Origin of the sequence: Cellvibrio sp. pealriver, from assembly GCF_001183545.1 — a bacterium.
Classification (GTDB): domain Bacteria; phylum Pseudomonadota; class Gammaproteobacteria; order Pseudomonadales; family Cellvibrionaceae; genus Cellvibrio.
In genome coordinates, this window is record NZ_KQ236688.1 from 1,069,517 (window position 1) to 1,094,139 (window position 24,623).

Consider the following 24,623-nt stretch of genomic DNA (forward strand, 5'->3'; position numbering starts at 1 on the left):
ATTAGAGTTACGTACGTTATTTTCGTTTAAATATCCGGTGTGGTTTTGCGTGCATATTAGACAACGTTGACATTTGTGGTCTGGCGAAGTGTGTAGCAAGTGTCGGGTATTTAGATGATTTGTCTGCAGTAAGAATGATGAAGCGATAAATTGCATTCGCCGGTGTTTATTTCCTCAACTAACGATAATGAACGGATAGGTAACGTCGATGAAATCTTTATTTCTTACAGGTGCTTTACTCGGGGCATCGTTTATATCCAGTGATGTGCTGGCAGTAAGCTGTGCTGGTTTGTCTACTTGGGCGAGTAGTACTGTTTATACCCAAGGCAACAAAGTCCAACATTCTGGACGAGCGTATACAGCAAATTATTGGACACAGGGTAATAACCCTACGACTTCATCAGGCCAATGGCAGCATTGGACTGATAATGGTGCTTGCGATACTGCAGCATCAAGTGTTACTCCAAGTTCAAGTGTTGCGCCAAGTTCCCGCTCATCAAGCTCGCGCTCTTCTGCCAGCAGCTTTGGTTTTACTTGTTCGGAAGGTAATACTGCTGTCTGTTCAAGTCGATCATCCAGTTCAATGTCAAGCAGTTCGATTGGCTTCTGTCCGACTTATGTGGCCGGCACCAATTACAGTTTGGGTACTGTAGTCACAAATGTGGGTGGAACATACACTTGTAAGATTCCAGGTTGGTGCGCGTCAACAGCGACTTGGGCTTATGCTCCTGGCACGGGTACCTACTGGCAAGATGCGTGGACTGCGGGCGGAAATTGCCCGGGAACAAGCGCGTCCAGTGTTTCCAGTTCTTCTATACGACCATCAAGCTCTTCTATCGCGCCATCAAGCTCTTCTCGTTCCAGTCTGTCATCTTCCAGTGTGAGTTCTGTGGTCACTAATAATGGTCGGGATTTGGTTGGTTATTGGGAAAACTGGCACTGGCCATTGGAAGAGATGACGTCAATTCCTAACTACACTGTGCTGAACATTTCGTTCCCGCGTATCAATGCAGATGGATCTCTCTTCCTTGGTAATGAAGGTGGTTACCAAAACAATCCAACCGCACAGCAAATTACTGCAGCGAAAGCGCAAGGCAAAAAAGTGTTGTTGTCGATTGGTGGCGCTAACGCAACGTTTGTATTGACTACACAAGCGCACGAAGACAATTTTGTAAATTCTTTCATTGCGATTAAAGATCAATTTGGTTTGGACGGTATTGATATCGATACTGAAAAAGGTTTACACACCAATCCTAATGCGCAAATCAATCTCACTAATCCGCAATATTCTGCTGATTATTTAGCGCGTGCAATCAAGCGCTTGAAAGCGCGTTACGGCTCCAGCTTCTTGTTGACTATGGCTCCAGAAACAGCACACACCATTGGTGCGAATTTACCGGGCAACTGGTTAGGGCAATACAACTGGGGTGTTTATTTGCCATTAATCAACGCATTGCGCGATGACATCAGCTGGATCCAAATGCAGTACTACAACACAGGTTCAATGCCTGGTAAAAATGGTCAGTTCTACAACTCGGCAACACAAGATGGTTTGGTTGCATGGACTGAGGCGTTGATTGAAGGTTTCCAAATCGGAAGCACAGGTGTGAGCTACCTTGGTTTGCCTGCAAATAAAGTGATTATCGGGTTGCCTGCATCGACTGCACCTACAGCAGCGGGTAGTGGTTATACCAATCCTGCAGTTGTGAAGGCAGCAATGCGTTGCTTGCGTTCAGGTGATTGCGGTGTCGGTTACAAACCAGCAAAAACCTATCCCGATTTGCGTGGGATTATGGCGTGGTCCACCTGGGAAGATTATGTTACAGGTTACGCATTCTCTAATGCAGTTAGAGCATGTGCGTTGAATAATCAGTGTAATTAACATCATAGCGGTGTAAATAAAAAAATCCCCGTTGAGTCTATCAACGGGGATTTTTTATTGGGTGGGCTTAACTTATCTGGCCATGTCTTTATTCGGTTTTTAATCCAGGTAATTGCTGTTTTATTAGTGGTTTCCATTTTAGATCTGTTGCTGATCGCCATAGCCATTCTACCGGGCCATAATTAAAGTGTTTCAACCACCAGCGGCAAATAAAAATATGTAACGTAAATATAACAATGCATAAAAGTGCATTTTGACCTGGGCTTGTGAGCGTGAATAAGCCGAAACCAACATTAAAAAACAGGAAGACACCGATAACTGACTGGGTTAGATAAGTGCTTAATGCCATTTTTCCCACGCTGGCTAGTGGCTTTAATCGGCTCTCCCATTTTGGTTTTAGCATCAGCAAGCTAATTCCCGTGATATAAATAAGGGTCAGAGAGGCATTAAAGAATTCCAAAATGAAGCCTCCGGTCCAGCCTGCAAGCGGTGCTTTTTCGAAATCTATCTTCAATATAAAACTGCTTGCGCTAAATGCTAAGCCGACCAAAAGGGCTGTCAATAATACCCAGGCACTTCTTTTTAACACTGAGACAAACAGTGGGCGATGCTGTTCTATGTGTGAAAAATACTGCATGCGTCCGGCGAGCATTCCCAGTAAAAAGAAACCAAACGTAATAAATCCGCGGCCGCTATTGATTTGATAATTAAACTTCTCCGATGCGGCATGGATATTGTGTTGGAACATTTGCGAAAAACTGCCGTGTTTGATGATTTCATAATAAGCTGCACCTGCAGCTTTGTGGTCTTCTTGAATAAGTTGTAATTGGTCGCGCACAACAATAGAAATTAATTCTGCGCATTTGGTTGGAATATTTAATACCAAAAGCGAACCAACGATAAGCAGCGTCTTGTTGCTCATGTTGCGAAAGAACAACAATAGAAAGCCAAGGGGTACATAAATTGTTAAAATATCGGCGCGCCAAAAAATGTGATGCAAAATACCGATAACTCCCAGGATAGTGAGCCGCCAGGCAAAGCGTGTGACGATCGGTTGGTGACGTTGTGCCAGTTTGTCTATTTGGATGTAAAAACTCAGGCCAAATAGAAATGAAAAGATGGCAAAAAATTTACTGATTATAAAAATCATGTAGGTGCCAATGGCAATACCGCTGCCAATGTCTTTATAAAGTTGATACGTTTCTTCAGGCAATGGGCCGCCGGCGTACCAAAAAATCATATGGGCGTAGAGGATGCCAAACAATGCAAATCCTCTGAGCACATCCAGTGTGATGATTCGGTCTGAATCAGGGGTGAAAGGTAAGCTCATAGATAATCCCTTGATCAATGGTGGAAGTAGTGACGAGTCGTTATTGTTAGTTTCGATTCAATAATCCGCTTATTGGATCCAGCCCAGCCTATATTTTTTTAACAACCAGGTCTTGTTACAAATGTAAGTGCTTGGGGAGTTCTAATTGAATGGGCTGTTTGCTGATTGGGCAGCAAAATTCGAGTTTATAGGCGAGAAGTTGCAAAGGGGTTTTGCTTGCGCTGCCGTACAGTCGGTCACCTGTGATCGGATGGCCTATACCTGATAGGTGACGGCGTATTTGGTGTTTGCGACCGGTTTCAATTAATACTTCTACTAGCGTCGATAGGTGATTGTCGTTCACTCTAAGCGTATTTACGATACTGATGGATTCTTTGCCATCGAGCGGTTGGTTGATATGTAAGTTTGTGGCGTTGAGTTCGCCTGTGACTTGTGCAAGGTAATATTTTTTTAAATCGCGGCTTTGAAACAATTGGGATAGCAGTGCAGCTGCTTTAGAGTCGTGTGCAATCATCATCAAGCCAGCAGCATCAGCATCAAGTCGATGGATTAAAAAGCATTCGCGTTTGTATTCGACCTCCACCCAGCGCAATAAGCTGCAATGGTCCCCCCATTGCGACCCTTGTGCCAGCATTCCATGAGGTTTGTACCAAATACTGTAGCGGCCTTTATCAAGCATCAATTGCCCGGCTGGAGGAGTGCGGCTGAGAACTTGCTCGTCATAGTAAAGTTGTATGCGGGTTCCTGCGGGTAAGTCTTTGCTGGCACGGCGTAAACGCAGCAATTTGCCTTTTTGCTTCCACCAGCAAGCACCTTTATTCATTGCATCTTTAATGCGTGCTTTGGGTAATCCGGTTTTTTCGGCAAGAAAATCCACTGCGGTTTGGCTGGACGTGGTGGTGAAATCAAAAATGTTTGGCATTTTGGTAAACTGCGTGCTCATTTAAGGCTGGATTAAAAAATCAGGTTAACAACCTGGGTATTGAAACGAGGTATCTGTGGCTGAAAAAGCAACTATTTATAAAGCGAATCTGGCGTTGTCAGATGTCGATCGCTCAGTGTTTAGTGATTTTAATTTAACCGTTGCTCTGCATCCGTCAGAAACCATCGAACGTATGATGGTGCGTATTCTAGCCTTTTGTTTTCGGGCTGCGGAAAATTTAACCTTTACCAAGGGGTTGTCTTCTATGGATGAGCCGGATTTGTGGTTAAAACACGATAACGGCACTATTCTCGAGTGGATCGAAGTAGGGCAGCCATCCCCGGATCGTTTGAAAAAAGCATCCAGCCAAGCGCAGAAAGTAAAAGTATTCAGCTATGGGCGCGGTATGGACGTGTGGTGGAAAACCAATTCCGCTGCTATCGGCGCATTACCCAAAGTGGAAATACATTGTTTTTCCCCTGATGAGTTGCAACAGATGGTCGCTCTGGTTGATAAAACTATGAACCTCAGCGTCACTATTACTGAATCTATCGCTTATGTTTCAAACGCAACAACTGCTGTGACGATCAGCTTGCGTGAACTGGAGTAAATGACATGACTATGCCGTTAACGGTTGTCGATATCACGCTGGATAATGCCCAGCAATATCTTATTGATGAGTCTTTTCAGCGCCCTGTTGTGATTGATTTTTGGGCTGAATGGTGTGGTCCCTGTAAAAATTTAATGCCGATATTGGAGAAACTTGCCACTGAATATGCGGGGGCGTTTTTACTTGCCAAAGTCAATGCGGATGACCAACAAATGATTTCTTCACAGTTTGGTGTGCGCAGTTTGCCTACAGTAATGATTATGCAAAATGGTCAGCCTGTTGATGGTTTTACCGGTGCGCTGCCTGAAGTGCAGGTGCGGGAAGTGTTGGCAAAATATTTGCCTAAACCTTGGGAGGCACCGCTTCAGCAAGCTCAGGAATTAATGGCGATAGCGCAGTTTGCTGAGGCTTTGCCATTGTTGCGCAACGCTTATGATGCATCAAAACAGTTACCGTCAATCGCGTTACTCATTGCTCAGTGCCATATCGAGTTAAATCGGTTTGATGAAGCAGAAACGCTGTTATCTAACATCAAAATGGCCGATCAGGATGCCCGGTATGAACAACTGATAGCGCAGATTATGCTGAAAAAACAGGCGGCTAAAACACCTGAGTTGGCGGCGCTTGAGGCCGCCTATGCCGAGGCTCCTCATGATTTATCGGTGCGTTACCAGCTTGCGTTGCAATACCATCAGGAGTCCCAATACCGCCCTGCATTGGAGCACTTATTAGAGGTGTTGCGCAAAGATCGCAACTTCGCGGAGGGTGAAGCGCGCAAAACCTTCACTTCGATTATTGCTGCATTGGGTAAGGCTGATCTGTTGGCAATTGAATACCAGCGCAAGTTATTTACCTTGCTTTACTAGGCTTTACCCGATGTTAAATAGTCGATGCGAACAAAAGTGGGTACACTTAAAGACCTGTAAAAAAACCGTAACAAGCGCCCGTAAGGGCTTGGCCTTAATGGCGGCGTAACGCTGCTAGAGGATTATGATAGACAATGAGTAAACGCTATTCCCTGATCGCATTCCTGGCCATTGTGATGATGTTGTCCGGATGTGGCAAAAGCAGTCAGGATGCGGCTTCGTTGCCTGAGTTTTGCAAACAGGACGGTTCGCGGATTTATATCAAACAGGGCAAAATCCGTATGGAAATTATGCCCAAAGTCGCTGGACGTGTTTCTTCGCTCAAATATGATGGTCATGAGCTTTTAGTGCAAATTGCAGATCTTGATCGGATTACCGATTGGGGGACTGTCTTTTGGTCAAGCCCTCAAACCGAGTGGGGTTGGCCACCCATAGATGTTCTTGATAGCAAACCTTATAAATTGAGCGCTGATGATGACCGCATTGTCCTCACCAGCGAGGTTGATCCAAAAACCGGCTATCAATTTACCAAAACCTATTTGCCCAGCGGCGTTGATCGTATCGCGGTAACCTATCGCATTACCAATCACGGCACAAAAGCAAAGCATGTAGCTCCTTTGGAGGTCACTCGCTTACCGCCATCGGGTAGCTTGTTTTATCCTAGCGGTGAGACGGATGTTGTCAGTGGGATTTTTTATCCTTTGGATGTGCAAAGCATCGGCGATTTGACCTGGTATGACTACGATGCAAAAAAGATCCGTACCGACCATCACAAAGCGATGCAAGATGGCAAAGAAGGATGGGTGGCATACATCGATGACGGTTATTTATTGGTAAAAGAATTTGCGGATAATCCTCCTGCTGCGATTGCGGACGGTGAGCGCGAAGTGGAAATATTTACTCACGTTGAACATATTTTTATCGAGATGAAGCAACAAGGTGCGTCAGTGTCTTTAGCGCCCGGTGAGTATTTGGATTGGACTGTGATCTGGCATGTGAAAAAATTGCCGGAGGAGCTAGCCGGCAATCCTAATCCTCAGGCGCTAGCGGCTTATGTACGAGGATTGTTGTAACGAATTTGTTCGCACTGCATGAAAAGAATCGCCGCTTAACGGCGATTTTTTTTGGTCTTTAACCGGCGAATCCGGTCAGCTTCTTCTTTTTCGATCCGCTTTTTTTCGTCTTCTATTCTGGCAGTTTCAACTTCATGTTGGGTCATCTCTGGTGTTTCCCAGCTAATTTGCCCCAGTAAACCTGCGCGCAACTCGGTAATTAAAATCGATGCAACTTTCTGGATCTCCACACCACCACCTTTGCGGGTGCAGCCGCGTTTTATCCCGATTGCGTCCAACAATTCCAAATCGGTTTCGGGCAGTTCATCTAATCCATAACGATTTTTTAATGCATCCGGATAGGCTTTCAGCAAATATTCCGCTGCATAAAGAGCGATGTCCGCATAATCAAAAACCGTATCTTTTATCGCGCCGGTAATGGCCAGACGGTATCCGCAAGAAGGGGGAGATAATTTGGGCCACAAAAATCCCGGTGTATCGGTCAGTAAAATGCCATTGTCCAATTTAATTTTTTGTTGTGCTTTGGTAACACCGGCTTCATTACCGGTTTTTGCAATGACGCGGCCTGCCAGTGTGTTGATGATAGTGGATTTACCGACATTGGGGATTCCCATAATCATCGCGCGTGCAGGACGAACTTCACGTTGGCGTTCGCTGACAAGGCTGGTGCAGACGTTGAGTAGATTGCGTATCTGCTCAGGCCGTTGCTGGCTGACGGGTAGGGCTTTTACGCCTTTCTCCTGTTCCATTTTTTCAACCCACAGCGCTGTGATGTTTGGGTCGGCCAAATCGGCTTTGTTCAGTAATTTAATCAGTGGCGTGTCGCCGCGCAAACTTGGTACCAGTGGGTTTTCACTGGAAAAAGGAATGCGCGCATCAATCACTTCGATAACAACATCCACATGAGGCATAACTTCCGCAATTTCTTTGCGCGCCTTGTGCATGTGACCGGGGAACCAATTAATGGTAGACATGAGGGCTCTCAATTTTGTAGGGCGATATTAAAAACTATCCAGGGGTTCGCTGGTGTCAAAATGATGCAGCAATAGGCAGGCTTCGTCTTCTTCGCTTTCGCAAATAGCAACTGATACCGGTGCAATTACGCTGGTGTAATGGGTATCTTTGTAAAGGCACTTTTGCAGTTCTTCCCACAATTGTGCAGGGAATTCGGTAAAGAAATTAAAACTCAAATAGAGTTTGCCCTTTTCTTCGATGGCATCGATTTCGGGTGAGCGAATATCGCGCACACGCTGTAAAAAAGCAGCACGGTCAAAATCACGGCTGTTTTTGGGTTGTATTTGGATACTGATGCAGTGCATGGCGTATATCCTCAAGGTCAGGGAGTGCGATTATACAGAAACTGGTATTTCCAAGCCTGATGTTGGAGATTCGGGGGGTATTGAGTTTGGTGGGGAGATGCCTGCCGGCTGTAACCGGTTTCGGTTATTATGTTCGTCCATTTTTTCCATGTGGTCGTACTTGTGTCTTCACCATTATTTCGCCCCATTGCCCTTGGCATGTATTTGTTGTTTTTTATTGCCGGATTGGTGGGCGCTTTGGTATTGCCAACGTTCAGTCTATTCCTCGCGTCTGAAATTGGTGCCCGGCCATTGTTGGTTGGGTTGGCATTTGCAGGGATTGCTGTAGCAAGTATTGTTTATAACCATTGGCTCGGTCATTGGTCCGATAAACTTAAAGACCGTCGCCCGTTAATTGTTCTGTGCTGTGTGTTGGGTGTACTAGCCTGTGCGGTTTTTGCGGTATCACGTGATTATCTTGTTGTGGCACTGACGGCGGTGTTTTTGCTGAGTTTGTCGATGGTATCTTTTTCGCAAATTATGGCGTTTAGCCTTGATTATGCCGAAGCGGAAATTCCTCTTGAACGCATCCCATTATTCAATGCGATTATGCGTGCGCAAATTGCCTTTGCGTGGGTTGCCGGGCCGCCGCTAGGATTTTTTCTGGCGACCTATTGGAGTTTTGCGGTGAATTATACGGTGGCGGGTGGTTTGTATTTTGTGGTGGCGCTTGCCTCTCTGAAATTGCTTCCGCGCTTATCCAAAAAACAGGTTTCGCTTGATGATAATCCCGCGCAATTACCCTCGTTAACACCTGCCATTAAGCAATCACTTGTGTTGTGTGCAATTGCATTTTCATTGATGTGGGGTGTGAATAACGCCTACCTGATCAGCCTGCCTATTCACCTGAAAGATAATTTGCAGTTTGCACCGCAGTGGATGGGCTGGGTGATGGGAACAACGGCAGCGTTGGAGGTGCCTTTTATGTTATTGGCCGGTTATTACGCAAGCCGTTTTCGATTGATTAATTTGATCCGCTGCGCTGCTGTTGCCGCCTTGTTGCTGTATGTCGGTGTCTATCTTGCGAGTGAGTTGTGGCATCTGTTCATACTGCAAATTTTCAATGCCATTTTTATTGGCGTGCTGGCGGGGTTGGGTGTGTCTGTCATTCAGGATTTGATGCCAGGTCGATCTGGTGGTGCTTCTGCGCTTTACACCAACACCACACATGCCGGTAATTTACTGAGTAGTTTGATGGTAGGGCTGGTCGCCGATTTTTACGGTTATCATCAGGTGTTTTTAGTTAATATCCTATTGGTTGTAATTGCATTGTGGGTGTTCGGCAAAGTCAAAAGTTCTCGCGATTTAACCCCGGCTGTTACACCATAGTTTTATAAGTCTTCATCTTCGTTAAGCAGTTTTTCCAGATCCTCGACGCTCATTGCAAACAACCGGTGGCGCAATTCAGATTCGATTTGCGGCATCATTGCGGTTATTACCTCATCGATTAAATGCTGGCGTGGCTTGTTAGTTTTATGTGCGATATTTTTTGTCGCGCTGATAATTTTTTTAGCTGTCTCATATTCAAACAAGGGCGGTGGATTATTGCCGTGTAAACGCTCGCGAATATGCTGGGGTAAAAACGGGTTTTCGCCGCTCGCTTTGGCTAGCGGTTTGGTTGTTATCGCGTTTTGTGCAGGTTTTGTATTCTGATGTTGTGGGTGTAAATGAGATGCAAAACCGTGCCTTTTCTGCTCTTGAAAATTGCTGTGTTCTTGATGACTGTGGTGTGAGTGCGCGCTAGTGTGCACTGTATTTTTTGCTGCCGCATCGGTGTCATCGAATAATGATCCTTGGCCAGGTAAAACCGATTCGTGTTGAGTAAAAGAATGGGATGGTGGTGCAAAGGGGTTTTCTGGAAGCTGCGCGTCTGCTTGCCATTCATCTGCCTCCAGTTCTTGCAAAATGGGGATGTCATCCTCCTCCAGCAATAACCCTTTGATGGATTCCAGCTCCTGCAAAATTTCAGCTTTGGTTTTATGTGTATTGGTCATCTGATTTGCCTTCCATCACATTTTTCGCGCGAGGGTATTTCGTTATTGCTCGCCCAGTTTGCGTCGCATGGCTAGATTACAGTTTTCTGGTTTCAATCGGGTAGCCGCGGCTTTTATAAAAGCTGAAGCGTTCACGGCTGGCAGCCAACATAGCTGGTTCCTGTATAACAACCTCTGCCAGACGAGCAAAGCGGCTGAAATAGGTTGGTATTGTCTTGCTCAAGTTAAGCAACAAACCTTGATGATCGCCAGCTTCAGCGTTGTAGGTGATCTCTACCGGTGAGGGTTTACCTGAATTAATCAGCTGATGAGGGATAAAACTTTCAGGTTTGAACGTCCACAGCAGCTCATCAAACTGGCGCGCCTCCGCTTCAGTATCCATGGCCACCAATACCCGCATTCCCATGCGGTGGGCTTTGTCGGTCAAACGGCAGGCGAACAACCAGCGTGCATCGCTGGTTGTTTCCGGCAGGATATAAAAATCAACTTGCGTCACAGTCAAACCTGATTCAATAAATATTGCACAAGCATGGAAACCGGGCGGCCAGTCGCACCTTTGGCACCACCGGAGCGCCAGGCTGTGCCTGCGATATCCAGATGCGCCCAAGGAAACTTTTTGGCGAAGCGCGAAAGGAAGCAAGCAGCAGTCACGCTACCAGCCTCGCGGCCGCCGATGTTAGCCATGTCGGCAAAATTGCTGTCGAGTTGTTTTTGATAGTCGTCCCACAATGGCATATGCCATGCGCGGTCGGCTGCTTCATCGCCCGCTTTCAGAAGGGCTTTGGCGAGCTCATCATTGTTACTGAAGAGGCCGGTTGCGTGATTGCCGAGTGCAATCACGCAAGCACCTGTGAGTGTTGCGATATCAACCACTGCTTTGGGTTTGAAGCGCTCGGTGTAGGTGAGCGCATCGCACAGCACCAAGCGGCCTTCGGCATCGGTGTTCAGAATTTCAATGGTTTGGCCCGACATAGAGGTCACTATGTCACCGGGTTTGGTTGCACTGCCGTTCGGCATATTTTCAGATGCTGCAATAACACCAACAACGTTGATGGGTAATTGCAGCTCCAGCAGTGTTTGGATGGTGCCCAGTACGCTGGCTGCACCGCACATATCGTATTTCATTTCATCCATGCCTGCGCCAGGCTTGAGGCTGATGCCGCCGGTATCAAAAGTGATGCCTTTTCCTACCAGGGCGATAGGTGCTTGCTTCTTGGTGCCGCCTTTGTATTCCAATACGATGAGTTTGGCAGGTTGGTCGCTACCGGCTGCAACGGACAAGAGTGAGCCCATGCCAAGCTCTTTCATTTGTTTTTCTTCAAGTACATTCACACTCAGCTTTGCTTGCTTGTGAGCGAGCCGTTTGGCTTCATTGGCAAGATAGGTTGGGGTACAGATATTGCCGGGTAAATCGCCTAATTCACGCGCAAGATTAACGCCTTTGGCGATGGCTTGGCCGAGTAGCAATCCTTTCGTTGCTCCTGTTGCTTGTGCTTTGGTCGCACCAAAGATGACTTTTTTCAGCTTCAGGCTGATATCGGCTGGTTTGCTTTTTAATTTGTCAGCACGGTAATCCAAAAGGCTCAGGCTCTCTGCGACCTGCCGCGCTTGCCATTCAACCGACTGATCGGCGACGCTGATTTCAGCGAGTGCCAAGGTAATCTCGGTGCAAGGTGTTGGGCGCAATGCTTCGCTTATTTTTTGAATCGCTTTGCGGAAATTGTCGGCGCTGATATTGCCATCTTTAGGCGTTCCTACTCCCAGCACTAGCAAGCGTTCCGCAGCAATGCCTTGCGGGTTTAATAGCAACAGGCTTTGCCCGGTTTTACCCTGAAAACCTTCGCGCTTGAGTAGAGCTTCTACCTGTTGGGCATCGGCAGCATTCACTGCGCTGGCTGAGGCTGAAAGTTTTATGCCCTCATAGCACCCTACAACCAGACATTGGGTAGCGTGTTTCACCGGGTCAAGTACTTTGGTAGAAAACTGGATAAGATTGTTGTTGGTATTGGCAGACTTGGCTGGCTTCTCTGAGGCTTTTTTGGTGGTGGCTTTGGCGGCAGTCATAAGTAATCCTTGGTGAAGAATACAGGGAAAAATTCGCTCAAGACAAAACGGGCGCTGTACGTGATAATGCCACAATTCGCGTGGGGTATGGCGGCAAAATTCAATCTGAACCGGAACCATGTCATTTGGTTTGTGTCACTTACCCCGTATGTTTTTATCTCGATTGATCGTTTTCACAAGCTGTGTTGTGCTGTTGGATAAGTTTTGAGCATGGCAGGGTTTCAGGTCTCATATCAGGATTATTATTTTGATTATTTTTCGATATCTCTCGCGTGATTTATTGATCACCAGTCTGGCAGTGACGGCTGTGTTACTCACCATCTTCCTGTCAGGAAAATTCAGTGATTATCTTGATGATGCAGCACAGGGAAAACTCGCAGTGGATGTGCTGTTTACAATCATTGCCTACCGTATGCCCAACTTGCTGGAGTTGATTTTGCCTTTGGGATTTTATCTGGCAATTCTGCTGACCTATGGAAGAATGTACATCGAAAGTGAAATGGTAGTGCTATCGGCGACCGGCATGAGTCAATGGCAGTTGATCGGTGTTACGTTAATCCCCGCGGCACTTGTTGCACTTATTGTTGCTGCGTTCAGCTTTTGGTTAAGCCCGTTGGGCGCTCAACTTACCGAACAGACATTAGCAGAGCAGCGCAATCGCAGTGAATTTGAAAGCTTGCAAGAAGGGCGCTTTCAGGCGATTGGACAAGGGCGAATCATGACGTATGTGGAACAGGTAAGTGATGACAATAAGCGTCTTGAAAAAGTATTCGTTGCCCAGCAAGACGGTCAGGCAAATTCCACAATTGTTATCGCAGAAACTGGTGAGCAAGCCTACAGAGCGGATTATGGCCAGCGTTATCTGGTATTGCACAATGGACACCGTTACGAAGGTCGGCCTGGTACCAGTGAATTTAAGATAACCCGGTTTAGTGAATGGGGTAGATATTTGCCACCAACAACCAGCGTGGCGGAGTTTGAAAGTGAGGCAGATGCCAAAACAACGGCCCAACTATTGGCGGCTGACGATACCGAAAGCAAAGCGACCTTGCAGTGGCGGATATCGATGCCGCTGATGGTATTGATTGCCACTTTACTCGCGGTGCCACTGAGTAAAACCAATCCACGTCAGGGGCGTTATTTAAAAATGCTGCCTGCTATTTTGATTTATGTTTTTTATCTCTCGTTTTTAATCAATGCGCGCGGAGCAATTGCCGAGGGCGATTTGCCTGTGTGGTTAGGCGTTTGGGTTGTGCATATTCCATTTTTACTGATCGCATTATTAATGCTTAATTGGCAGGTGTTATTGCAGCCTCGCACCAAAACAATGAGGGTTGCCCATGCGTAAAATTACGGCTTATATCTCGCGCACAGTTTTTTTTGCAATTGCGCTAACACTCTTGGTATTTATTTCGCTGGATTTTGTGTTTGGCTTGATTGGCCAACTGGAAAAAGTCACTGAAACCTATACAGCATTGGAAGCGTTTTATTACATGGCATTAACAGTGCCACGCCGGTTGTATGACCTGATTCCTTATTCATGCCTGATTGGTTGTTTGGCGGGATTAGGGTTGCTTGCCAGCACCAGTGAGCTTGTCATAGTGCGAGCTGCTGGCGTATCGGTAAAGCGCATTGCCTGGATTGCACTGCGTCCGGCGTTGGTGTTTATTGTGATTGCATTAATGCTGGGTGAATTTGTTGCGCCTTATACCGAGCAAATGGCGGATAACCGTCGGCATTTTTTAAAATACAATGTGACCCAACAAGCGCCACAAAAAATGTGGAACCGTGAAGGCAATGAATTTATGTATGTGAGTGCGGTACTGCCTAATGGTGTTATTTATGGTTTGACGCGTTATCACTTTAATGATCAACACCAATTGGAATCAGCAAGTTTTACAAAAGAGGCGGTTTATCATCAGGGATATTGGCAAGAAAAAGACATATCTATTACCCATCTTGAACAAGATTCTATGCGGATTGAAAAAATTCCCGAACGTCGCTGGGAAACGCCATTGACACCCAACTTATTCAATATTTTGGTGTTGGCACCGGAAGATATTTCCATGCGCAACCTGCACTACTATACCAATTACCTGAATGAGCAAAATCTTAAATCCAGTAATTACAGTTTGGCATTCTGGCAAAAATTCTTACAGCCGATTGCCACAGCCAGTTTGGTGTTAATTGCTATTTCGTTCGTATTCGGTCCTTTGCGCAGCGTGACAATGGGGCAGCGTATTTTTACTGGTGTGGTGTTTGGAATTGTTTTTGTGCTGTTGCAAAAATTGTTGGGGCCGTCGAGTCTGGTATTTGGTTTCCCTCCGTTAATTGCTGTGATGATTCCTATATTGCTGTGCATTACGCTCGGGATTTATTTGCTCAATAGGGCGCGTTGATTTTATGCAAGGTCGGGAATTATCGGATAGCCGCTTCCAGATAGATGCGTTGGACGGTTTGCGCGGATTGGCGGTATTGATGGTGTTTGTCAGTCACGCCAGTAAAAACAATATGGATTTGTTTCCCAGGCTGGATTTGTCAGGTATTGGTAAGAGCGGGGTGTATTTATTTTTCTTGCTGAGTGCTTTTTTACTGACCTTGCCATTTTTAGAAAACAGGCAAGCTGCTTTCAAACCTCGTGCACTTGCTAACTATTTTACGCGCCGTTTTTTTCGCATTTATCCGTTATTCTTCTTTTATTTACTGACCTGCTTGTTGGCAACATGGTTAGTTGTTCGCTTTCATATATCAACTCCGCTTGGCGGAATTCCATTTGCACTGACATGGTCTGAGCTTGTTGATCATTTGCTGCTGCAAAAAGGCTACTCTGTTACATGGAGTATTCCGGTTGAATTTCGTTATTACTTTGTTTTGCCATTTGTAGCAGCACTTTATGTTTATGTTTTAAAAGACCGTATATGGCTTTCATTGGTTGTGTCAGTCGCATTAATTGCAGGAACGCAGCTGTTGTGGCCGCAGGCGAGCGTGCCACTGAACTCCCCGCATCTGGGGCCTTATCTGTGTGTCTTTTTAATAGGATCGACATTGGCTGTCGTGTTTCATCATTGGAAACATTCTGTCTGGAGTAATGTGCCTGCTATTCAAAAAATAGCTGAATGGAGCGGTTGGTTTTCACTTGCGATAATTGTGTTGATGACACCATTGCTGGCTGAAGTGTGGTTGAGGAAAGAAATATCGATTACTTATTTTCATCGCCAATTTTTATTATATGGCGTGTTATGGGGATTGGTATTGCTAGCTTGTGTATGTGGTACGGGGGTAATGGCTCGCCTTTTTTCGCTGAAAGGGATGCGTTATTTTGGTTTTATCAGCTTTAGCTTGTATCTTTTTCATATCACAGCGATAAAAGCATTAGTGACTTTTTGGCCGGGATTGTTAGGCAGTGCCTGGATTGCCTTGGCGGTAGCGGTGGCGATATCCCACATCACCTGGTTGTTGATTGAAAAGCCTTCAGCAAAAATCCGGATCCGTTAATTATTTTTTGGGATCTTTCTCTAACAGTACGGTGCGGGTTTTACTGATTTTGTCGTGTAATGTTTGGCGCTCCGGATTGGCATAGAGTAGCCAATAACCAATACCGAATAACAGCAGCGAGAATGGAGCAATAACACAGCGAATGATGCACTTGCTGTAATCGGGCGTGTTGAGATCGGAATCATTTACAATTTTCATTCGCCAGGTTTTCATTCCTAACGTTTGGCCGGACTTGTGCCAGAAATAACAAAAAAAGAATCCGATTGTCACAATCCAACCTGCAAACACGATCCAACCCCACATTCCCCAGCTGATGCGCGCTCCCATTGTGGGTGTTCCATTAATCGCAACATTAATCCCGGTAGTGACTGCACCGTATAAAATGCTGACGGCCATCAATAGTAATGAGTCATAAACCATTGCAGCAAAACGGCGGAGTAGGCTGGGTGTGGCGTATTGCGGTGTTGAATTCATAAAATAGATTCGCTGGGAGAGCAACATTACAACGTGAAGTGCAAAGCCCAAGGGCTATCTGCGGTAACAGTTTGGCCAAGGCCGATATAACCACTGCCTTGTAGTGGTAATTCTTCGCGGCGCAAATAGATGGGCGGTTGCTCATCGCTATAAACGTAGGTGCCGTTGGTGGAGTGATCAATCAGCACATATTTGCCGCGCCGGAATTCAATATGACAGTGCTCGCGCGATGCCAGATCGTTTTCAATTAACAATTGTGATTTGTTTGGATCGCGGCCAATTTGAAATGGCGTTTGTTCGGGCAGAAGCGCAATTTTTTTATCGTTTACAGATAATTCCAATTGGAATTTATCAACAAAACGGGTGACGTCATGTATAGGCATCACCATGGTTGCACGATTTTCTTTACCTGAATGTTGCCATTCAAGGCGATAGATCAGCGTCTTTTCGGTCTCACCTTTGATGTTGATACGATCAAACATTTGGCAGTCGCGGCGCAGTGAATCTTCCAGCGTATCGACAACGGCTTGCGTAACGACAATTTGGTTGGCACGTGCGATGTGTGCGACATAGGCTGCATCGTTGACAATATCGCCAAATACGTCATCGCTGGTGATCAGTACCTCGCCGCAGGCGATGCCAATACGTATACCAAGATCTTTAAGGCGGGGCTCTTTGATTGCGCGTTGTTGAATGGCAATAGCTGCTTCGCAAGCCTGCGTGCTCTCATTAAAGCGCGCCATAATTTCATCGCCAATGGTTTTAACGACTGTACCTTCATGGACGATGGTAATGGCCGTCATGAATTGCACGGTTTCATCGATAATGGCTTTGGCTTGTGTGTTGCCAAGCCTTTTATAAAGGGCAGAGCTGCCGGAGACATCGGCAAACATAATTGCTTGGTGTTGGCTGCGCTGGCTCATGCAATCTATGGCCTATGACGATGGAAGGGTAAGGTTGCGTATGATAAGCACTTTGCCTGCATGTGCCTATAGCTCATATTGTCCTTTCACAAGACTTCACAAGTTGTTAAATTTGCGCACTTATTTTTGCGGCAATGAGTGTCTCACCGATGTTGACCCCACACCAAATTCTTGAATTTAAAACCAACGGCTATTTGGTTTTACCTGCGTTTTCTACAGCGCAGTTTTGCGATGAGGTAGTGGCTTTTGCCCTTGGTGAGTTACATAAGCAAGTAATGCCAATAGAATTTGAGGCGGATGTTCAGTATCCGGGGGCACCTGCATCACGCGCTGCAGAAGGTGGTGCAACTGCACGGCGGTTGTTGATGGCAACAGCGCGAAATCCGGATTTGCGCGCTTGGGCAACAGGTCAGCCACTCAGTGTGGTGTTGCATCAATTATTGGGCGCAACCGTGTATTTATCGCAAGCGCACCACAACTGCATCATGACAAAGCAACCCGCGTTTTCCAGTATAACCGGATGGCATCGCGATAGCCGTTACTGGAATTTTGCCCGCGCTGATCTGGTGTCGGCATGGTTGGCGCTGGGTAATGAACAGGCTGAAAATGGTTGTTTGTGGGTGATTCCCGGATCGCATAAGGTAGAGATAGACGCAGACCAGCTTGATGAAAAGCAATTCCTTAAAACTGATATTCAAAAAAATGAAAGCATATTGCAGCAAGCGATTGCGGTGCCGCTGAGGCAGGGCGATTTGTTGTTATTCCACAGCAATCTTTTCCATGCAGCAGGCAAAAATACGACGGATAACACCAAGTTTTCGATGGTGTTTACCTATCGCTCGGCAGACAATCCCCCAAAACCGGGCACGCGCTCTACATCGCAACCAGAGCTGTTGATAGATTAGTTTTCCCCTTTCCCAAAGCGGCAAGCAGAACACAAAAAAGCGTAATCAGGTGATTGCGCTTTTTTTGTTTTTGTCCACCTGGATCTCTTGAACACTATTGCTGCTGAAAAAACATCCACAATTCACTTGCAATTACTTACTGTGTGGTGCATAGTAATTACTGTGTATTGCATAGTATGTGGAGCACAGTATGTCAGATGAACAGTTTGAGAAGCTTCGGCAGGAGCTGCGGCGGGGGATTTTGGTGTTGGCGGTATTGGGCTCTTTGCGGCAGCCGCATTACGGATATTCGCTACGCAAGCAACTACAGGATGCTGGATTGGATATAGATGAAGGAACACTTTACCCCTTGGTGCGCCGCTTGGCGGATCAGGGTTTGTTGACCAGCGAATGGCAGCAAGGTGAAGGGCGGGAGCGGCGTTATTACCAGCTCTCACCGGAGGGGAGCTCGTTATTGGAAAGTTTGAGTAATGAGTGGCAGGCACTGAATCAACATGTAGGCAAAATTTTGGAGGTGAATGATGGAACTCATTGATCGCTATATAAATGCAGTGGCACAAGCACTGCCGGAAAGCCGTCGCGATGAAATTACCCGCGAGTTGCGCTCCAATATTCTCGACAAGCTTGAAGCGGTTGCAGAAGAGCAGGGGCGTGAAGCGACAGAGGCGGAAGTATCTGCTGTGTTGAAAGATCTTGGGCATCCGCAAAAAGTAGCGGGGAGCTTTTTGACAGGGCAACAATTGGTCAGCACGGAGTTGTTTCCGCTGTATAAACAAGCACTGCATTACGGATTGATACTGGTGTTTATTCTTGCCCTTATCCAATTCGGTGCGCACTTTCTAAGCAGTGGGAATGTCGCGATCGCAGGGTTTATCTTCGAGATATTTAGCAAAGCACTGGTGATGTTTGCGTCGGTGACGGGTGTGTTTTATCTGTTGAGCAATCCTATTGGTGGTAAGCCTTATTTTGATCCCTACCAATGCTGGGCTCCCGAAAAACTGCCACCGGTAACACGCCCTTGGCAGAGAATCAGTGCATGCGAGCAAAGTGTCGATTTCACAACGGATTTATTTTTCTTGTTACTGCTCAACTATGCGTTATGGATGCCTTCTGCCAAACAGGCCGATCTGGTGGTGAGGTTTACTCCTGAGGTGGAGCATTGGATTCCCTGGTTGTCTGTCATTCTGATTATTTCACTGCTGTCAGGGTTATGGAACCTTGTGTATCGCTATTGGACGGTACCCAAGTTGGTGTTGGATGCGCTGATTAATCTGGCGAGTGCGGTAATTCTTTTAATCCTGAGCAGAGCCCCGCAAATTATTGTGGATACCGGCAACCCTTTGTCAGAGCGAGTGGATCTTCCGGGTATTGGCAATCAAGTCATAGGCGTAGGCCTTTTCTGGGTGGGCATGTGGTTGTTGTTTATGACTGGCTGGAGGCTATATCGCGCTTGGCAGTTGTCGCGTTAATTTGCATTTAGACAATATGGCGCGATAAAGCTGACTAAAAACAAAAGTGGGACTGATTTTGTAATAAGAACGTAAGTGAGTGTGAACTGGTTTGCGGTGTTCGGATGCCGCAAACCAGCCAAACCAAAAATTTTTAGCAAACCGATACCAAGCGAACGCTCGCGGTATTGTTTCTGTAGAAACTAAACCTGTCTTAATCGGCCACCGCAATGCGGATTCATTGCGGACTCTTCACAGAGTTGAGACAGAGAACTACTTAATCGCTAATAAGAATAATTAGCAGCTGGTCACTACAGTAATCAATAACCATAACGATGCAGGTATCCACCATGAAAACTCCTTTACGGTGCTTAAGCCTTGGTGCTTTGGCTCTGGGTGTCAATCTCGCGATGACTGTCCCCGCCTCAGCCCAATCAACCCCTATCTGGTCGGACGAATTCAACGGGACGCGAATCGATAACACCATTTGGTCCTACAAAGTGGGCGGCGATGGGAATGGCAACGGCGAGTTGCAGCATTACACCGCACGCAGCCAGAACTCTTACATTGAAGATGGCAAGCTCGTCATTGAAGCCAAACGCGAAGCCTATGAGGGCAAACAATTTACCTCAGCGCGTTTGCACACCAACGGCCGTATGTCATTTAAATACGGCACTCTGGAAGCGCGTATTAAATTACCTCGTGTCGATAACGGTTTGTGGCCCGCATTCTGGATGCTGGGTACCAACTTTGGTTTGGATGGTTGGCCAAAATCCGGCGAGTGGGACATCCTTGAAGCGGGTTATAAATCTGCACTGACCGATGGCACTGCCAATAAATCCGTATCAGCTGCGCTGCACTGGTGGCATGAAAGCGGTACCTGGAGTGATTGGTTGCAAGCAGATCATGCGCAATCAACGCAACTGCCAACGAATTTTTACGATGACTACCACACCTATAAATTGGATTGGACTCCCTCCAATGTCACCATCAGTGTGGATGGCAACCCTTACTTCACAATGGACATTACCGACCCGAACATGTCGGAATTCCGTGACAATCCCGCGTCGATTATTTTGAATCTTGCCGTCGGTGGTTGGAATTTTGTTGAGATCACTGACCCCGCACAAATTACCGCACCTTTCCCCGCAAAAATGTACGTGGATTATGTACGTCTCTATGCGAATGACAGCACTGAGCTGCATGTGGCCAACGATAATTTGCCGACGGGTAATTTTGGTATCAGCACAGAAACAACTCCAGTGTTGAACGAACTGAATTGGGGTGATCGCACCAATTTATATATTTGGAACAACATGACCAATATCGCGACCACGCCATCTGAAGGCAGTGGTGCATTGGCGTATTCCATTGCAGCGGGAAATTGGTGGGGTATGGGCTTGGTGCACAAAGACCAAAACCTGCGCAATTACAAACATGGCTATTTGCATTTGGATATTAAAACCAATTCCACCAGCAGTTTTAGTATCGGCCTTGCCAGTACATCCGGTGGTGATGGCAAAGTGGATTTCAATGAAGGCGGTGACCAATATGGTTTAGTGCGTGATGGTGAATGGCATCATGTTGCAATTCCATTAAGCAAATTTGGCAACCTCGATTTTGAAACCATCAAAACCTTGTTCAGCGTATTCGGTCCTGGCCCTTCAGCGACGATGGAAATTGCGTTCGACAATATTTATTTAACCGAAAGCATTGCACTGCAAGCGCCAGAGTTTGGCAATTTTGGTATTTACACTGAAACCCCGGAGCACAAGAATGCGGGTGAATTTGCATTTGGTGTGAGTGGCGATTTATTCCTGTGGGATAACACACTCACATTAGAAAGCGGTGCAAATAAAGAAGGCAATTCGGCGTTGCATTTGAAATCAACCGGCAAAGGTTGGTACGGCATGGGCTTGACCGCGCGTGATGGTTTTAATCTCACCGCGTTTGATAATGCCGATGCGAAATTGCATTTCTCCATGAAAACCACGCACACCGGTGATTTCCAAATTGGTTTCAAAAGTGGTGCGTTAAATGAAATTGGCCAGAAGTGGATTAACTTCAAAGCGGGCAGTGACCCTTACGGTTTTGTACGCGATGGCCAATGGCATGAAATTCAGATCCCGATGAGTGAACTCGCAAAAGATTTGGATTTGTTTGATGTACGTCAGTTGCTGCAAGTATTGGGTGGTGGTGAGACTGCCGGTATCAGCATTGATGACGTATACATCTCAGGTGGTCAGCAAGCAAAAGATCCCGGCACTAACGGCACTGTGGTCAACCGCGCGCCTTCTGCCGCAATCAAAACATCCATCCTCGGTGGAATTGCACCGGCGGTTATTACGTTTGATGGCACCAAATCAGTCGATGTGAATGGTGATGCCTTAACTTACACCTGGGACTTTGGTGATGGCACAACCGGTACCGGCGCAACGCTTAACCACACTTACACCAATGAAGGTTCTTATCACGTCACTCTCACCGTAAGCGATGGCGAATTAACTTCTACTGCAAGAACGTTTATTTTTGTCGATAAAGATTTTAGCAGCGCAAAAAGTGCGAAGCGCGGTTTGGGTTATGGCACACACTCAGTTGATGATATGACAGTCATGTCCAAAGGTATTAGCTGGTGGTACAACTGGAGTATCAAGCCGGATCTTTCCATCCAAAATATCTACCAACAATTTGGTGTTGAATTTGTGCCTATGGCATGGAATGGAAATTTCAATGATGCAGAATTGCGTGCGTACATTGCATCGCATCCGGATGTGAAATATATCCTCGCGTTTAACGAACCTAACTTTATTGACCAAGCGAACATGACGCCATCGCAAGCTGTTGCGCAGTGGCCGCGCTTGGAAGCCATCGCCAATGAATTTGGTTTGAAAATTGTCAGCGTGGCGATGAACTACTGTGGTAACTGCGTGACAGAAAACGGAACCACTTATTACAGTCCATTTGATTACTTTGATGATTTCTTTGAACTCTGCCCAACCTGTAAAGTAGATGCACTGTCAATTCACGCCTACATGCCAGATGTAAATGGTATTGAGTGGTACGTGAATGAATTCAAAAAATACGGCAAACCCATCTGGATGACCGAGTTCTCTGCATGGGAAACCGTAAAAACACTTGAAGACCAAAAACGCATGTTGATTCAGGTAGTGGATTCATTTGAAAACAACCCTGATATGCAACGCTATGCATGGTTCACTGGTCGTCGCAATGGCCATCCGTTCAACGGTTTGTTTGATTATCGTCAATCCGGTGTGCTTACTGAACTCGGTAGTATTTATGTGAATATGCCGCTGCATGGCGATGCGAGCAAACATACCTTGCCGAAGTTAGTGCAAGCTGAAAATTATGCTGCGCGCAATGCATTGCGTGTTGAAGAAACCAAAGACGTTTCCGGTTTCCTGAACTTGAGTGATGTTGGTGCCGGTGCCTGGGTTGAGTACAACGTAAATGGTGCTGCCAATACTTACGATATTAATTTGCGTGTAGCGAGTGCAGCAGCGGGTACTATTAATGTGTTGGTCGATGGCGTACAGCGCACCACAATTAACGTTCCCTCAACCGGTGGATTGCAAACCTGGGGCAATGCAACTGCACAACTTGCACTGACCAGCGGCGCGCACCAAATCCGTTTGGTGTTCAATCAGGCAATTAACCTGAACTGGATGAAGTTTACTATCGCAGGTGCTGGCAGCTCGTCATCAAGCAGCGTTGCTCCATCGTCTTCATCCAGAAGTTCAAGCAGCATTGCGCCTTCATCGTCATCAAGAAGTTCAAGCAGTGTGGCAACAACATCGTCAGTTGCAACATCTTCTTCATCTAGCACCAGCAGTGCGATTGTGAATCCGGTTGGTAACCTTGCACTGAATCGTCCGGCTGTTGCTTCAACAACAGAAGGTCAAGCATGGGCGGCAAGTAATGCGGTAGATGCAAGTGCAACAACCCGTTGGGCAAGTAATGCAGTTGATCCTACCTGGATTATGGTGGACTTGGGTGCGAGCTACAGTTTCAATCAGGTAGTGTTGCATTGGGAAGCGGCTTACGGAAAATCCTATGCGATCCAAACATCAACCAACGGTACAAGTTGGACAACCGTTTATGAAACAACAACGGGTGCGGGTGGTCGTGAAGTATTGAATGTGAATGGAACTGGCCGCTATGTGCGTATGTACGGAACGGCGCGCGGCACTGGCTACGGATATTCGTTGTTTGATTTCCAGGTAAACAACAACCCAGTGGCATCAAGTTCTGTTGCATCTTCAATTGCGAGTTCAACTCCAAGCTCTGTTGCTAGCTCTATTAAAAGTTCGGTAGCAAGTTCAGTTGCAAGCTCGGTTGCGCCATCGACAAACCTTGCGCTGAATCGCCCTGCAGTTGCATCAACAACACAAGCGGGACTGCCAATTGTTAACGCATTTGATGGCAATGCCGGCACCCGTTGGGGTAGTGAGTGGAGCGATGCACAATGGATTTATGTTGACCTTGGTGCAGCCTATGACATCAACAAAGTGGTGTTGAGCTGGGAAGGTGCCTACGGCAAAAGTTATGAAATCCAAACCTCTAACGATGCAGTAACCTGGACCAGAATTTACAGCACGACAAATGGCAATGGTGGTGTGGAAACACTCAACATTACCGGTACCGGTCGTTATGTGCGTATGTTCGGTATTGCGCGTGGTACAGGCTACGGTTATTCATTGTATGAGTTTGCGGTTCACGGCACTCCTGCTGTAGTGGGTAATAAAGCACTAAACAAAACCGCTGTAGCGTCCACCATTGAAGGCGCGAGCACTGCTGCCAATTTTGCAGTCGATGGCAACACCAACACCCGTTGGAGTAGTCAATTTTTGGATGGGCAGTGGATTTATGTCGATCTGGGCAGCACCATGAGTGTGAATGGTGTAACGCTGAAATGGGAAGGTGCTTACGCAAAAGCCTACAACATTCAGGTATCTAACGATGCTACCAACTGGACTACCGTAAAAGCGGAAACCAATAGTGATGGCGGTTTTGATGATCACTTGCTATCGGCAAGTGGCCGCTATGTGCGTATCCTGAGTGTGACCCGCTCAAGTGGTTATGGTATTTCGTTGTGGGATTTTGAGGTTTACTAATCGATAGTTGACCACACTGGAAAATGTAAACCGCGTGCAAGCAATTGCACGCGGTTTTTTTATTCCTTCATCCTGAGTGAAAAACGCTGTTATTACTGCTAACCTCCGCCTGCATTCAAAACTGAATATCAATAAAAGTAGGAAGGA

The 24,623-nt window shown here is 46.4% G+C and carries 21 protein-coding genes; 12 read left to right on the forward strand and 9 right to left on the reverse strand.

Annotated features, from left to right (window positions below):
* Positions 1-208 precede the first annotated feature (208 nt).
* Positions 209-1,882, forward strand: coding sequence for a glycosyl hydrolase family 18 protein (locus VC28_RS19495; RefSeq protein WP_082191405.1), 1,674 nt, complete (start codon positions 209-211; stop codon positions 1,880-1,882).
* An 88-nt stretch (positions 1,883-1,970) separates the two neighbouring features.
* Here the strand turns inward: VC28_RS19495 and VC28_RS04425 are convergent, their stop codons facing one another.
* Entirely contained in the window at positions 1,971-3,230 is a 1,260-nt protein-coding gene (locus VC28_RS04425; protein ID WP_156184281.1) for a DUF418 domain-containing protein, read from the reverse strand.
* Positions 3,231-3,327: 97 nt separating this feature from the next.
* A complete protein-coding gene (locus VC28_RS04430; RefSeq protein WP_197085481.1) occupies positions 3,328-4,155 on the reverse strand; it encodes an RluA family pseudouridine synthase in 828 nt (275 codons plus the stop codon).
* 55 nt (positions 4,156-4,210) lie between these two features.
* Here VC28_RS04430 and VC28_RS04435 point away from each other — a divergent pair, with 55 nt between their 5' ends.
* From VC28_RS04435 to VC28_RS04445, 3 genes are all read left to right on the forward strand, one after another.
* Positions 4,211-4,744, forward strand: coding sequence for a YaeQ family protein (locus VC28_RS04435; RefSeq protein WP_049629585.1), 534 nt, complete (start codon positions 4,211-4,213; stop codon positions 4,742-4,744).
* 5 nt (positions 4,745-4,749) lie between these two features.
* Positions 4,750-5,610, forward strand: a complete 861-nt coding sequence (gene trxA, locus VC28_RS04440; protein WP_369799013.1) for a thioredoxin — start codon at positions 4,750-4,752, stop codon at positions 5,608-5,610.
* Between the two features lie 134 nt (positions 5,611-5,744).
* A complete protein-coding gene (locus VC28_RS04445; RefSeq protein ID WP_049629586.1) occupies positions 5,745-6,683 on the forward strand; it encodes a DUF4380 domain-containing protein in 939 nt (312 codons plus the stop codon).
* Positions 6,684-6,718: 35 nt separating this feature from the next.
* On the opposite strand, the gene ylqF is transcribed toward VC28_RS04445, so the two are convergent.
* Together ylqF and VC28_RS04455 are read right to left on the reverse strand one after the other, a co-directional pair.
* Positions 6,719-7,657 (reverse strand): ribosome biogenesis GTPase YlqF, encoded by a 939-nt coding sequence (ylqF, locus tag VC28_RS04450; RefSeq protein ID WP_049629587.1) that lies wholly within the window; start codon positions 7,655-7,657, stop codon positions 6,719-6,721.
* Between the two features lie 27 nt (positions 7,658-7,684).
* The gene (locus tag VC28_RS04455; protein WP_049629588.1) at positions 7,685-8,002 is read right to left on the reverse strand and encodes a hypothetical protein; all 318 of its coding nucleotides are present in this window, start codon (positions 8,000-8,002) and stop codon (positions 7,685-7,687) included.
* Positions 8,003-8,164: 162 nt separating this feature from the next.
* Between VC28_RS04455 and VC28_RS04460 the strand changes: the two genes are divergently transcribed.
* Positions 8,165-9,370, forward strand: coding sequence for a sugar efflux transporter (locus tag VC28_RS04460; RefSeq protein WP_231591647.1), 1,206 nt, complete (start codon positions 8,165-8,167; stop codon positions 9,368-9,370).
* A 2-nt stretch (positions 9,371-9,372) separates the two neighbouring features.
* Here the strand turns inward: VC28_RS04460 and VC28_RS04465 are convergent, their stop codons facing one another.
* The 3 genes from VC28_RS04465 to VC28_RS04475 form a co-directional block, all read right to left on the reverse strand.
* A complete protein-coding gene (locus tag VC28_RS04465; RefSeq protein WP_049629590.1) occupies positions 9,373-10,035 on the reverse strand; it encodes a hypothetical protein in 663 nt (220 codons plus the stop codon).
* A gap of 76 nt (positions 10,036-10,111) precedes the next feature.
* Positions 10,112-10,531: a DNA polymerase III subunit chi gene (locus tag VC28_RS04470; protein ID WP_049629591.1), complete on the reverse strand. Its 420-nt coding sequence runs from the start codon at positions 10,529-10,531 to the stop codon at positions 10,112-10,114.
* A gap of 2 nt (positions 10,532-10,533) precedes the next feature.
* Positions 10,534-12,099, reverse strand: coding sequence for a leucyl aminopeptidase (locus tag VC28_RS04475; RefSeq protein WP_197085482.1), 1,566 nt, complete (start codon positions 12,097-12,099; stop codon positions 10,534-10,536).
* A gap of 247 nt (positions 12,100-12,346) precedes the next feature.
* Here VC28_RS04475 and lptF point away from each other — a divergent pair, with 247 nt between their 5' ends.
* From lptF to VC28_RS04490, 3 genes are read left to right on the forward strand one after another with little or no spacing between them, the layout of a single operon-like run.
* Positions 12,347-13,447: an LPS export ABC transporter permease LptF gene (gene lptF / locus VC28_RS04480; RefSeq protein WP_049629592.1), complete on the forward strand. Its 1,101-nt coding sequence runs from the start codon at positions 12,347-12,349 to the stop codon at positions 13,445-13,447.
* Positions 13,440-14,498: an LPS export ABC transporter permease LptG gene (gene lptG, locus VC28_RS04485; protein ID WP_049629593.1), complete on the forward strand. Its 1,059-nt coding sequence runs from the start codon at positions 13,440-13,442 to the stop codon at positions 14,496-14,498. The genes lptF and lptG overlap by 8 nt, the downstream gene beginning before the upstream one ends.
* Positions 14,499-14,502: 4 nt before the next feature.
* A complete protein-coding gene (locus tag VC28_RS04490) occupies positions 14,503-15,594 on the forward strand; it encodes an acyltransferase family protein (protein WP_049629594.1) in 1,092 nt (363 codons plus the stop codon).
* Here VC28_RS04490 and VC28_RS04495 read toward each other — a convergent pair whose 3' ends face one another.
* Both VC28_RS04495 and VC28_RS04500 read right to left on the reverse strand, forming a co-directional pair.
* Complete coding sequence (locus tag VC28_RS04495; protein ID WP_231591648.1) at positions 15,595-16,068, reverse strand: RDD family protein; 474 nt, start codon at positions 16,066-16,068, stop codon at positions 15,595-15,597. It abuts the gene before it with no gap.
* A gap of 26 nt (positions 16,069-16,094) precedes the next feature.
* The gene (locus VC28_RS04500) at positions 16,095-16,991 is read right to left on the reverse strand and encodes an adenylate/guanylate cyclase domain-containing protein (protein ID WP_049629596.1); all 897 of its coding nucleotides are present in this window, start codon (positions 16,989-16,991) and stop codon (positions 16,095-16,097) included.
* Positions 16,992-17,140: 149 nt separating this feature from the next.
* Here VC28_RS04500 and VC28_RS04505 point away from each other — a divergent pair, with 149 nt between their 5' ends.
* The 4 genes from VC28_RS04505 (at position 17,141) to VC28_RS04520 (ending at position 24,476) form a co-directional block, all read left to right on the forward strand.
* Positions 17,141-17,896 (forward strand): phytanoyl-CoA dioxygenase family protein, encoded by a 756-nt coding sequence (locus tag VC28_RS04505; RefSeq protein ID WP_082191406.1) that lies wholly within the window; start codon positions 17,141-17,143, stop codon positions 17,894-17,896.
* Positions 17,897-18,086: 190 nt separating this feature from the next.
* Complete coding sequence (locus VC28_RS04510; protein ID WP_049629598.1) at positions 18,087-18,431, forward strand: PadR family transcriptional regulator; 345 nt, start codon at positions 18,087-18,089, stop codon at positions 18,429-18,431.
* Entirely contained in the window at positions 18,415-19,365 is a 951-nt protein-coding gene (locus tag VC28_RS04515) for an HAAS signaling domain-containing protein (protein ID WP_156184282.1), read from the forward strand. Before VC28_RS04510 ends, VC28_RS04515 begins: the two co-directional genes overlap by 17 nt.
* A 329-nt stretch (positions 19,366-19,694) precedes the next feature.
* The gene (locus VC28_RS04520; protein WP_156184283.1) at positions 19,695-24,476 is read left to right on the forward strand and encodes a galactose-binding domain-containing protein; all 4,782 of its coding nucleotides are present in this window, start codon (positions 19,695-19,697) and stop codon (positions 24,474-24,476) included.
* Positions 24,477-24,623 lie beyond the last annotated feature (147 nt).

Bases quoted from the DNA above. Each gene is read 5' to 3' on its own strand.
- VC28_RS04520 (WP_156184283.1), top strand. From the start codon at position 19,695: ATGAAAACTCCTTTACGGTGCTTAAGCCTTGGTGCTTTGGCTCTGGGT.
- VC28_RS04495 (WP_231591648.1), bottom strand. From the start codon at position 16,068: ATGAATTCAACACCGCAATACGCCACACCCAGCCTACTCCGCCGTTTT.
- VC28_RS04490 (WP_049629594.1), top strand. From the start codon at position 14,503: ATGCAAGGTCGGGAATTATCGGATAGCCGCTTCCAGATAGATGCGTTG.
- VC28_RS04515 (WP_156184282.1), top strand. From the start codon at position 18,415: ATGATGGAACTCATTGATCGCTATATAAATGCAGTGGCACAAGCACTG.
- VC28_RS04505 (WP_082191406.1), top strand. From the start codon at position 17,141: ATGTTGACCCCACACCAAATTCTTGAATTTAAAACCAACGGCTATTTG.
- VC28_RS19495 (WP_082191405.1), top strand. From the start codon at position 209: ATGAAATCTTTATTTCTTACAGGTGCTTTACTCGGGGCATCGTTTATA.
- VC28_RS04465 (WP_049629590.1), bottom strand. From the start codon at position 10,035: ATGACCAATACACATAAAACCAAAGCTGAAATTTTGCAGGAGCTGGAA.
- VC28_RS04455 (WP_049629588.1), bottom strand. From the start codon at position 8,002: ATGCACTGCATCAGTATCCAAATACAACCCAAAAACAGCCGTGATTTT.
- VC28_RS04445 (WP_049629586.1), top strand. From the start codon at position 5,745: ATGAGTAAACGCTATTCCCTGATCGCATTCCTGGCCATTGTGATGATG.
- VC28_RS04500 (WP_049629596.1), bottom strand. From the start codon at position 16,991: ATGAGCCAGCGCAGCCAACACCAAGCAATTATGTTTGCCGATGTCTCC.
- trxA (WP_369799013.1), top strand. From the start codon at position 4,750: ATGACTATGCCGTTAACGGTTGTCGATATCACGCTGGATAATGCCCAG.
- VC28_RS04475 (WP_197085482.1), bottom strand. From the start codon at position 12,099: ATGACTGCCGCCAAAGCCACCACCAAAAAAGCCTCAGAGAAGCCAGCC.
- VC28_RS04430 (WP_197085481.1), bottom strand. From the start codon at position 4,155: ATGAGCACGCAGTTTACCAAAATGCCAAACATTTTTGATTTCACCACC.
- ylqF (WP_049629587.1), bottom strand. From the start codon at position 7,657: ATGTCTACCATTAATTGGTTCCCCGGTCACATGCACAAGGCGCGCAAA.
- lptG (WP_049629593.1), top strand. From the start codon at position 13,440: ATGCGTAAAATTACGGCTTATATCTCGCGCACAGTTTTTTTTGCAATT.
- VC28_RS04510 (WP_049629598.1), top strand. From the start codon at position 18,087: ATGTCAGATGAACAGTTTGAGAAGCTTCGGCAGGAGCTGCGGCGGGGG.